Source organism: Chroococcidiopsis sp., assembly GCF_051657925.1.
Taxonomy (GTDB): Bacteria; Cyanobacteriota; Cyanobacteriia; order Cyanobacteriales; family Chroococcidiopsidaceae; genus Chroococcidiopsis.
This window is the reverse complement of sequence record NZ_JBOFLP010000119.1, coordinates 17,218-27,480: the sequence shown is the minus strand read 5'-3', so window position 1 is coordinate 27,480 and position 10,263 is coordinate 17,218. Positions and strand designations below refer to the sequence as shown.

Annotated in this window: 8 protein-coding genes; 5 read left to right on the top strand and 3 right to left on the bottom strand. The window is 45.9% G+C overall.

Going from position 1 to position 10,263, the window contains the following annotated elements; genetic code table 11:
- Nucleotides 1-17 precede the first annotated feature (17 nt).
- Nucleotides 18-947 (bottom strand): ATP adenylyltransferase family protein, encoded by a 930-nt coding sequence (locus ACRC32_RS09075; protein WP_438553655.1) that lies wholly within the window; start codon nt 945-947, stop codon nt 18-20.
- A gap of 39 nt (nt 948-986) precedes the next feature.
- On the opposite strand from ACRC32_RS09075, the gene ACRC32_RS09070 reads away from it, so the two are divergent.
- Complete coding sequence (locus tag ACRC32_RS09070) at nt 987-1,109, top strand: hypothetical protein (protein WP_438553654.1); 123 nt, start codon at nt 987-989, stop codon at nt 1,107-1,109.
- 62 nt (nt 1,110-1,171) lie between these two features.
- On the opposite strand, the gene ACRC32_RS09065 is transcribed toward ACRC32_RS09070, so the two are convergent.
- Together ACRC32_RS09065 and ACRC32_RS09060 are read right to left on the bottom strand one after the other, a co-directional pair.
- On the bottom strand, nt 1,172-2,239 hold the full coding sequence (locus tag ACRC32_RS09065; protein WP_438553653.1) for a calcium-binding protein: 1,068 nt from the start codon (nt 2,237-2,239) through the stop codon (nt 1,172-1,174).
- Between the two features lie 782 nt (nt 2,240-3,021).
- Entirely contained in the window at nt 3,022-3,867 is an 846-nt protein-coding gene (locus ACRC32_RS09060; RefSeq protein WP_438553652.1) for a calcium-binding protein, read from the bottom strand.
- A 653-nt stretch (nt 3,868-4,520) separates the two neighbouring features.
- Between ACRC32_RS09060 and gcvT the strand changes: the two genes are divergently transcribed.
- The 4 genes from gcvT to ACRC32_RS09040 all read left to right on the top strand — a co-directional run bounded on the left by gcvT (nt 4,521) and on the right by ACRC32_RS09040 (nt 10,207).
- Nucleotides 4,521-5,654, top strand: coding sequence for a glycine cleavage system aminomethyltransferase GcvT (gene gcvT, locus ACRC32_RS09055; RefSeq protein WP_438553651.1), 1,134 nt, complete (start codon nt 4,521-4,523; stop codon nt 5,652-5,654).
- A gap of 239 nt (nt 5,655-5,893) precedes the next feature.
- On the top strand, nt 5,894-6,283 hold the full coding sequence (gcvH, locus tag ACRC32_RS09050; RefSeq protein ID WP_438553650.1) for a glycine cleavage system protein GcvH: 390 nt from the start codon (nt 5,894-5,896) through the stop codon (nt 6,281-6,283).
- Between the two features lie 189 nt (nt 6,284-6,472).
- Nucleotides 6,473-9,433 (top strand): aminomethyl-transferring glycine dehydrogenase, encoded by a 2,961-nt coding sequence (gene gcvP, locus ACRC32_RS09045; RefSeq protein WP_438553649.1) that lies wholly within the window; start codon nt 6,473-6,475, stop codon nt 9,431-9,433.
- Between the two features lie 126 nt (nt 9,434-9,559).
- Complete coding sequence (locus ACRC32_RS09040; protein WP_438553648.1) at nt 9,560-10,207, top strand: exopolysaccharide biosynthesis protein; 648 nt, start codon at nt 9,560-9,562, stop codon at nt 10,205-10,207.
- The last annotated feature ends 56 nt before the right edge of the window (nt 10,208-10,263 follow it).

Sequence of the window (10,263 nt, the reverse complement as noted above, 5' to 3'; positions counted from 1 at the left end):
GACTTACGACTTACGACTTACGACTTATCGCTTTTCGATATTGCCACCTGACTCAACACGCGCATCGGTCCCAATTCTTTTAAGATTTGCATTTGTTGTTCGTTACGCACGAACATTGTGCCAGCAAATCCCAAAGAGTTGATGGCAATCGACTCAAAGCTTTCTTGAGAACGGGGAATCAGCAGCATCCATTGGCGGGTTACGAGCAAGTTGTAAGCCCCAGCTTGGATGTTATTCGAGCCGATGTCATGCTTTAGCCCCACTGCATTGAGCATTTGGTAGTAATAATTGAGTGTTACCGTGGCAGCTGCTTGAGGAGATTTTGTTTGAATCGATTCTAGTTGTACGAAAGCATGGACAAAAGGCAAGCTTGGTAGAGTTTCGACTGTACCGCGATTAGTAGTTACCAACAAAGGTTCGAGGGGAATTTGGGGAAAATCTGCGGGTGTGAGTGGTAAAGGAACAATCTGCAAATGTTTGTGACGTTGGCTTGCGCCCGCTGTCTTGCCACCGTTATAGAATGTCAGTCCGTTAAATTCCGCCAGACAGATCCACATGGCAGTAAAGTCGGCGAGAGTTAGTAAGGCTTCTTGTTCTTCAAAGGCACGAGTAATTAGCAGCAGGTGACAATCGACGACATTGAATTTATTTAACAAACAAACATGAGTTTCGGAGATGTCTGCTACGTATAAGTTTTTATCGTAGGGTAGAAAGGGATTAAAGTCTTTACCAGTCGTAGCATTTTGCCGATCCTGTTTTTGCTTTGCCTCGTCTTTGCGATTGAGATTGGTGGCTGTTCTGACCAGGAAACGCACGCCTTGCTGTTCTACAAACTGATATTCGGTGGGAATGGTGACTAAAGCCCCGCGTTCAAGAGCGTGTTGGGTTATTGCGATCGCCCTATCTAGCAGCGTACCAGGTTGTAGTATTATTCCGCGTGCATTCATGTCCTCTTGCATTATCGAATCTTGGATCGGCAACGTAACTTGAGGCTTCTCGCCCTAGTATTACCCAATAATGTACTCGATCGCCGTACTCTAACACAAAATATCTCTTGTCGCGCGGTGGTAGCGCGATCGCCTACCCCAATCGTGCTTTCAATTGGGTAAAACACACCCTCTGTAGGGACGCACAGCCGTGCGCCCCTACAAATGTCACTCACACAGAGCGATTAACTATACTGAACGTACTCGTCGCTAATCTTGAAGTAAGATGCATTCAAATTCAGCGAGTCGGGAGAAATCCCCTGCAAGATCGCAATCAAATTTGGTTGGGTGTCTACATTATTTGCATAAATTGCCGTGCCTGCTGGCAAGCCTTCCGGCGTTGCACCCAAACTGTATTCAATCTCGAACTCAGGATAACCCATCAAGCGCTCGTTTTTTGCTAGCAAAATTGTATCTTGACGCTGATTGAAGTCAGTAATTAAAGCGTAGCTATCCCCTCCTCCATAGTAAGTACCTGCACCAGGTCTACCACCTAGACCTGAGAGAACAAACGTGTCTTTTCCCGATCCTCCAGTTAAAATATCTTTTTCTGAATTACCGCGACTACCATCAAAAGTACCGCGCAATCCCCGACCACCAGCACCAATCAAGATATCGTCTCCAGATCCTCCATCTAAAACATCACTCCCGAACTCGCCAACTAATATATCTTTGCCATTACCACCATAAAGGCGATCGTTATCATCTTTTCTCACGCCATAATCAGGACCAGAAATGACTCCGTAGCCATCGCCAGCTAGCAAATCGTCACCCTCGCCGCCATAGATTTCATCTCCACCAGAACGACCGTAAATGCGATCGTTACCTGCACCACCATAGATGCGATCGCTGTCACCAGTCCTGACATACGCTTGGTTGAGATCGCCTATTATTTCATCGTCACCGTTACCGCCATAGATGACATCTTCACCAAATCCACCTTCTATAAAGTCATTGCCATCTCCTCCCTGTAAGATGTCGTTACCGTCGTTACCATATAGGTTGTCATTACCGTTGCCACCGTACAAAGTGTCATTACCGTTGCCACCGCCTAGATAATCGTTATCCTCGTCACCATACAAGGTATCGTTACCATCTCCACCGTTGAGAGAGTCGATACCCGCACCACCATAAATGCGATCGTCTCCTCCTAAACCGGATATGGTGTCACTTCCTGCTTTACCATAAATTTTGTCGTTGCCATCCGTACCAGTTAAGGTGTCGTCTAAGTCCGTACCAAAGATATTTGCCATGTCGATAAGCCTTTAATTCTAATAAGTATGCGTAGATGCTTTTACCCTGCGATCGCATTTCAAATCGCCACAACAAAACTATCCAAATAGTGTTTGGCTTTCAATGAAGTGAATCGTTAAATATATACCTAGCTAAAAACTAGTAAGCGATCGACTTACTGAAGTCAGTTGATGCAAAGATCGATTAATTATCGCGCTTTGTCTTTGCTTGCAAGCAACACAGTCAATCTACAAAAGATTAGGATATTTTGCAAATAAAACTGATGCGGTAATATGCATAATATAATGCCTTTTTTACATCGTATTATCAAATTTGTAATACTTTTTTAACAAATGTTTTTTTTGCAGATTTTTATCTGTTTAAACAAGCTAAAAAAGCCTAGCTATGCACTAAGTCAGTAGTCTTACTTTCTTGGTGAAATTTAGCCATCTAGTAGGCAGTACTCGCTCTAAGCAAAGCTATACCGAATAAAACTGAGTATAAAAACACTGTGCACTGCGGACAGTGAACTATTAACTGTCAACAGCTAAAACGCTATGTTTATGACTTCAATAGAATTCGCTACAGCACGGCTAGAGTTAAACCAAGTGGAAATATTGAGACAGAAGTAAAACATTAGTTCGATCCCTCTAATTAGAGCGAGTCGATCGCATAAATACTGTACGAAATCACCGAGATATTTTCACACAAATACACCACGACCCAGGTAGGCGATCGCGATTTTGACAAGTCAGCGATCGCCTTGTTCAATTAAGCTTTACTAATAAGGCAAAACTCATTATTAAGAATATTGGACATACTGGAAGTAGGATGCATTTAAATCGAGCGTGTCGGGAGAAACACCTTGTAAGATGGCAATTAGCTCTGGTGCTGCACTAGTGTTGTTAGCGAATTGAGCGTAAATTCCTGTTCCTGATGGCAAACCGTCAGGCGATGCACCCAAACTATAGGTGACATCTGCGAACAGAAATGATGGTCCAGAGATATCATTGCTACTGAGTGTAATGACATCCTCATTCAAATTAAAGTCAGTAATTAAGGCATAGTCGTTATTGCCATAGCGATAGGAAACACCTCGACCATCGCGTCCAGCACCACTAGATTCGAGTCTAAACTTATCTTTTCCGGCTCCACCTGTAAGGGTATCAATTTCGTTAGAGCCGCGACTGGCACTACTATATGGCTCTGGTCCAAAACCACCCGCACCATTGATAATGTCGTCTCCAGCTCCACCATTGACAACATCGTTACCAAACGAACCTTCTAAATCATCGTTCCCATAGCCGCCGTATAAGCGATCGTTACCGACATAACCGTTGAGAAAGTCATTACCTGCATCGCCATACAAGTTATCGTTACCGTTGCCCCCGTACAAGGTATCGTTACCGTTGCCTCCGTACAAGGTATCATCACCAGCATCGCCATTCAAAAAATCGTTATTTTCATTGCCATATAAGGTGTCTTTACCATCTCCACCCAATAGGCGATCGTTACCCGCTCCACCATAAAGGAGATCGTTGCCTTTATTCCCGTTAAGGTTGTCATTTCCGGCTTTGCCATAGATTCTGTCGTTGCCGTCTCCACCAGTTAAGGAATCGTCTAAATCTGTACCAAATATTACGGACATGATGTCAATCCCTCACTCAAAATAGTCGTAAATCGTAAAAAGTTAGTCTTGGTGTGCCTCAATTGCCAGCACAAACTTGTCATCCATAAACCATAGGAATGACTGAGTTTTGCTGGCTATTTCATGAGGCTAGGATACAAAGTCAGTTTTTATGTTTCCCGAACAAACCCGCTCAGTTCACATAGTCTTTATATTTGGCGATCGCTATCTTTATATATGTGGATTTTTCAGAGGAAATCTTCGTGTCTAACGTGTTTGTGCCTTGAATTTCTGTATTTTACGCTCTTATTTTATGTATAAAATAAAACACAGTAAATTTATATGTTTTTAATTTGACTACGAAAAAATAAGTACAATCGCAAAATTGGCAAGAATAAATATGGATAAACACAAGCAAAAACGAAATTTTTAAACCTTAATAAAGTTACGATTCATAGCAAACCTTTTTTGTCAAACTAAGTACTATTTTTTCAAGAAATACTGATATACATACAGAAATAAACCTGGTAGCAAATTGCTTAATTCCTCTAAACGATCTGTCTAAAATTGAAAGAAAGTGTATTTTGATACTTAGTACACTAATCTTGACTTCACCGTACACCTAATGTTTCCGTAGGATAGATAAAGATTCACCTACAACGACAAGACTATCTGTGGCTAATCAAGAAGAAACTGCCCTACCTCTGGCGCAAACACCCCTCTATCAGCTCGCTCTAGAACTGAAAGCAAGGTTGACTAGTTTTGGTGGCTGGGAAATGCCCGTGCAGTTTGTTGGGATCGGACAAGAACACGCTGCGGTCAGAACAACGGCGGGGATGTTTGATATTTCCCACATGGGTAAATTCGTCCTGCGGGGAAAACAGCTAGTCGCTCAACTGCAAAACTTAGTCCCCTCCAATTTGAGTCGGCTGCGATCGGGAGAAGCACAGTACACGGTGCTATTAAATCCGCAAGCCGGAATTATTGATGACATCATCTTCTACTACCAAGGGGAAGATAATGACACGCAGCAGGGAGTATTGATCGTCAATGCGGCAACCACCAGTAAAGATAAAAAATGGTTGTTGCAACACCTCGACGTAGAGCAGGTAGAACTACAAGACATTTCACGCCAGAAGATCTTAATTGCAGTGCAGGGACCGCAAGCCGTGGCACATTTGCAAAACTTGGTAGAAGCAGACTTATCTCAGGTCAAAGCCTTCGGGCATTTAGAAACCAAGATCTTAGGAGAACCGAGTTTTATGGCTCGGACTGGTTATACCGGAGAAGATGGATTTGAGGTGATGGTAGACCCAGAAGCAGGTGTAAAAGTGTGGCGATCGCTCGCTCAAGCCGGAGTCATTCCCTGTGGACTAGGGGCGAGAGACACCCTACGATTAGAGGCAGCTATGGCACTCTACGGGCAAGACATTGATGATAATACCACTCCCTTAGAAGCAGGTTTAGGCTGGCTCGTCCACCTCGACACCAAAGGCGACTTTATCGGGCGCGATATCCTAGAGCAACAGAAAACAAACGGAGTTTCACGACGATTAGTAGGGTTGCAAATGCCAGGGCGACACATTGCCCGCCACGGCTACCAAGTCTTATCTGAAGGTAAAGTTGTAGGAGAGATTACCAGCGGCACGTTATCCCCCACGTTAGGCTATCCGATCGCCTTAGCCTACATTCCTACGCCCCTCAGCCAGCCAGGGCAAACCTTAGACGTAGAAATCCGAGGCAAGTCCTATCCAGCGGTAGTTGTGAAAAAACCCTTCTATCGGGCTAAAAATCGTCCGGTGAAATGAGGGGTGAGGAGCGTTAGCGAAGCGGGACGAAGTCCGGAGTGAGGAGTGAGGGGGAGCTGGGGGAGAGTCGCGGAGTTGGGGGAGAAAAACCACGCACCACACACCACGCACCACGCACCACACCCTGATAACTGATAACTGATAACTGACAACTGAAAAGGGATTGACTACTAGGCGATCGCGTCTATAGTAAAGCATATTAATTAACGATATATCCGCGATTTGGTTGAGGAACTGACATGGAGTTGGAATATCCAAGCGACCTAAAATATCTTGACTCGCACGAATACGTCCGCATGGATGGCGATATCGCTACTATTGGCATTTCTGCTTTTGCTGTCGATCAGCTAGGTGACATTGTATTTCTGGAACTTCCTGAAGTTGGCGATCGCGTCACTAAGGGAGAAACCTTTGGTTCCGTAGAATCAGTCAAAGCAGTAGAAGATATGTACTCCGCCGTGACTGGTACGGTCGTCGAACGCAATGAAATTGTACTAGAGACACCAGAACAACTGGCAGACGATCCCTATGGCGAAGGCTGGTTACTGAAAGTGCGTGTCGAAGATCCCAGCGAATTAGACGAGGCGCTAACTGCTGAAGAATACCGCGCCCAGGTAGAGGGGGCGTAGCGAGGGGCTGGGGAAACAAGGAAGACAAGGAAGACAAGGGAGACAAGGAAGACAAGGAAGAAGTCAGGAGTATATTTCTTTCCCTGCTCCCTGCTCCCTGCTCCCTCATTAACAACTGACTTCCTAGATAACTGACAACCGAGCGAAATATTGCAGAATATTAATAAGTCACTACTGGAGAAGCTATTTGTGGTACTAGACAGTCCTCGTATTCAACGAGATCGGCAGCAAAAACAAATAAGCAGCGAGTCAATTTCATTTCGACAAAGACACATTGGTCCTCAACCTATTGAGGTTGAGCAAATGCTAGAAGTGTTGGGGCTACCGACCCTTGATGCTTTGATCGACCGAACAGTGCCACAAGCCATTCGCCAACAGCGATCGCTGCAATTGGAAGGCGATCGCAGCGAACATGCGGCTTTGGCGCAGTTAAAAGCGATCGCCTCGAAAAACCAGGTATTTCGGTCGTTTATCGGTATGGGATATTACGGCTGCATTACTCCACCAGTAATTCAGCGAAATATTTTGGAAAACCCAGGCTGGTACACTGCTTATACTCCTTACCAACCAGAAATTGCTCAGGGACGACTAGAAGCGTTGCTGAATTTCCAAACGACAATTATTGACCTGACGGGTTTGGAGATTGCCAATGCTTCTTTACTAGACGAGGGGACAGCCGCCGCCGAAGCTATGACTATGAGTTATGGTCTGTGCAAAACGAAGGCAAAAGCTTTCTTTGTCTCCCAAAACTGCCATCCCCAGACAATTCAAGTCGTGCAGACTCGTGCTAGACCACTGGGAATTAACGTGATTGTTGGCGACCACCAAGCTTTCAAGTTTGACGTGCCAGTATTTGGCGTGTTGCTGCAATATCCAGCCAGTGACGGTACGATTTACGACTATCGGGCATTTGTGGAACAAGCCCATGCTGCCGGAGCATTGGTCACTGTCGCCGCCGACCCTTTGAGTTTAACTTTATTGACTCCCCCGGGAGAGTGGGGTGCTGATATTGCAGTAGGTAGCACGCAGCGTTTCGGCGTACCGATGGGTTATGGCGGACCCCATGCAGCATATTTCGCCACTAAAGAAGAATTTAAGCGGCAAGTACCAGGGCGGATTGTCGGAGTTTCTAAGGATGTCCACGGGAAAACAGCCTTACGCCTAGCACTACAAACTCGCGAACAACACATCCGCCGCGACAAAGCGACGAGTAATATCTGTACGGCACAGGTGTTACTGGCAGTCATGGCTTCGATGTATGCTGTATATCACGGTTCCCAAGGACTGAAACAAATTGCTACCAGAATCCACAACTTTACGGCAATTTTGGCAGCAGGATTAAAGCAGCTAGGCTACACCATCAGTTCAGAATCTTGCTTCGATACATTACGGATTAATTTGGTCAGTCATAATTTAGATGATATTTTGCAGGCTTGCCAAGCTAAGAAAATCAATATACGGATATTTGATGAAAAGTCTGTAGGTATCTCTTTAGATGAAACGATCGCAGAAGCAGATTTAACCGACCTATTTGAGATTTTCGCAGGCGGTGAAGATCTCCCCTTCACCATTGAAGAATTGGGGGCGGGTTTATCAGACAAATCTGTGGTTAGTCAGGCATCACGACAAAACCCGCCCCTACAAGTTCCCACACAACTCTCTCGCACCAGCGAATTTCTCACCCATCCCGTTTTCAACCGCTACCATTCGGAAACAGAACTGCTGCGATACATTTATCGATTGCAGGCAAAGGATTTGTCCTTGACAACATCGATGATTCCCTTGGGTTCCTGCACGATGAAACTGAATGCAACGGCAGAAATGATGCCTGTGACTTGGCAGGAATTCGGCAATCTGCATCCGTTTGCCCCACTGTCGCAAACGCGGGGATATCAAATTTTGTTCCAACAGTTAGAAGCATGGTTGGCAGAAATCACGGGTTTTGCTGCGGTTTCTCTGCAACCTAACGCTGGTTCGCAGGGTGAATATGCTGGTCTGCTAACGATTCGGCAATATCATGAAAATCGGGGAGAAGGACATCGCAATATTTGTTTGATTCCCCAATCTGCCCACGGTACGAACCCAGCTAGTGCGGTAATGGCGGGAATGAAAGTGGTGGCGATCGCCTGTGACGAACAAGGTAACGTAGACGTAGAAGATTTGCAGGCAAAGGCAGAAAAGCATAAAGACGAACTCGCCGCGTTAATGGTGACATATCCCTCCACCCACGGCGTATTTGAGGAACAAATTAAAGACATTTGCGCGATCGTCCATGCCTATGGCGGACAAGTCTACATGGATGGGGCAAATCTCAACGCCCAAGTCGGGTTATGTCGCCCTGGAGATATTGGGGCAGATGTCTGTCACCTCAACCTGCACAAAACCTTCTGTATCCCTCACGGTGGTGGTGGTCCTGGGATGGGTCCAATTGGTGTAGCAACTCACCTCGCCCCCTTCCTCCCCGACACTTCTATTGCCCAAATCATCACTTCTCACCCCTCCAATATTGGTGCTATCTCCGCTGCACCTTGGGGCAGTGCTAGCATCCTGACAATTTCGTGGATGTATATTGCCATGATGGGGGGTGAGGGATTGACAGAGGCGACTAAAGTTGCAATTCTCAACGCCAACTACATCGCCCGTAGACTAGAGCCACACTACCCCGTACTGTACAAGGGTAAGGCTGGTTTTGTCGCCCACGAGTGCATTTTAGATCTGCGATCGCTCAAGAAAACTGCCGGAATTGAAGTCGAAGACATTGCCAAACGCTTGATGGACTATGGCTTCCATGCCCCGACAATTTCTTGGCCCGTAGCAGGGACGATGATGGTAGAACCCACAGAAAGCGAATCGAAGGAAGAGTTGGATCGATTCTGCGATGCCATGATTGCCATTCGGCAGGAAATTGCCGAGATTGAAGCAGGCAAAGTCAGTCGGGAAGATAATTTATTAAAAAATGCTCCCCATACTGCCGAAAGCCTGCTAGCAAGCGATTGGCAACATTCTTACACCCGCGAACAAGCCGCATATCCTGCCCCGTGGACGCGAGAACACAAGTTCTGGGTTGCCGTTGGACGAATTGATAGTGCCTTTGGCGATCGCAATTTCGTCTGTTCCTGCCAACCGATGGAGGCGTATTCTGGGGTGTAGGGTGTGGGGTGTGGGGTGTGGGGTGTAGTGAGTAGCTAGTGGCTAGAATTGCTCCCGATCTCTCCTCTGCACCTGAAGCTCCCTTGTCTCCCTTGTCTCCCTTGTCCTCCTTGTCCCTCCGTTATCATGCCTTCTACTACCAACTCATCCCCAGGCTTGTACACTTCCAGATTGCTGCGGCAGTTTCTAGAACGGCACGCCGAACAAGAGTATGTCAGTTTGGGGGAGTTAGTGGTAGAGTTGGGCGATCGCGCTTATGGTCCTTTACTAGTCATCTGCGCTTTACCAGAAGCATTACCCCTTCCTATGGCGGGTGTATCGGCGATTATCGCAATTCCCTTAATGCTGGTTTCGGCGCAATTAAGTTTGGGTTTTTCTCGTCCGCATCTACCAAAATGGCTGGCTAAACGGCGTTGGAAGCAAAAAAATTTAGCCAAGGTAGTAGAAAAAGGGCTGAATTACCTCGCAAAAGCTGAAAAAATCGTCCGTCCCCGTTGGGGTTTTATCACTTCGCGATTGGCACAAAGGTTGTTAGGATTATTTATTTTATTGATGGCGATAATTATTGCCTTGCCTATCCCGCTAGGAAATATGCTGCCCGCGATCGCGATTGTTGTCATTAGTCTAGGTATGAGTGAAGGTGATGGCTTACTCGTCATTGTGGGAGTCCTAGCAGCTAGCGTTATTCTGGCAGTTATGGTTAGTGCGATCGGTTTTGTTGCTAATAGTTTGAGAAGTTCTTTTCAACAACTCCGACAACAACTTAATTTTTAGTCAATTCAAAACTCACGCATTAATACCCCAATATTTTTAATAATCAAATAGAAGTT

What these genes read in the sequence shown, in the direction of transcription:
- ACRC32_RS09075 (WP_438553655.1), bottom strand. Translation starts at nt 947, where the DNA reads ATGAATGCACGCGGAATAATACTACAACCTGGTACGCTGCTAGATAGG.
- ACRC32_RS09065 (WP_438553653.1), bottom strand. Translation starts at nt 2,239, where the DNA reads ATGGCAAATATCTTTGGTACGGACTTAGACGACACCTTAACTGGTACG.
- ACRC32_RS09060 (WP_438553652.1), bottom strand. Translation starts at nt 3,867, where the DNA reads ATGTCCGTAATATTTGGTACAGATTTAGACGATTCCTTAACTGGTGGA.
- gcvH (WP_438553650.1), top strand. Translation starts at nt 5,894, where the DNA reads ATGGAGTTGGAATATCCAAGCGACCTAAAATATCTTGACTCGCACGAA.
- ACRC32_RS09040 (WP_438553648.1), top strand. Translation starts at nt 9,560, where the DNA reads ATGCCTTCTACTACCAACTCATCCCCAGGCTTGTACACTTCCAGATTG.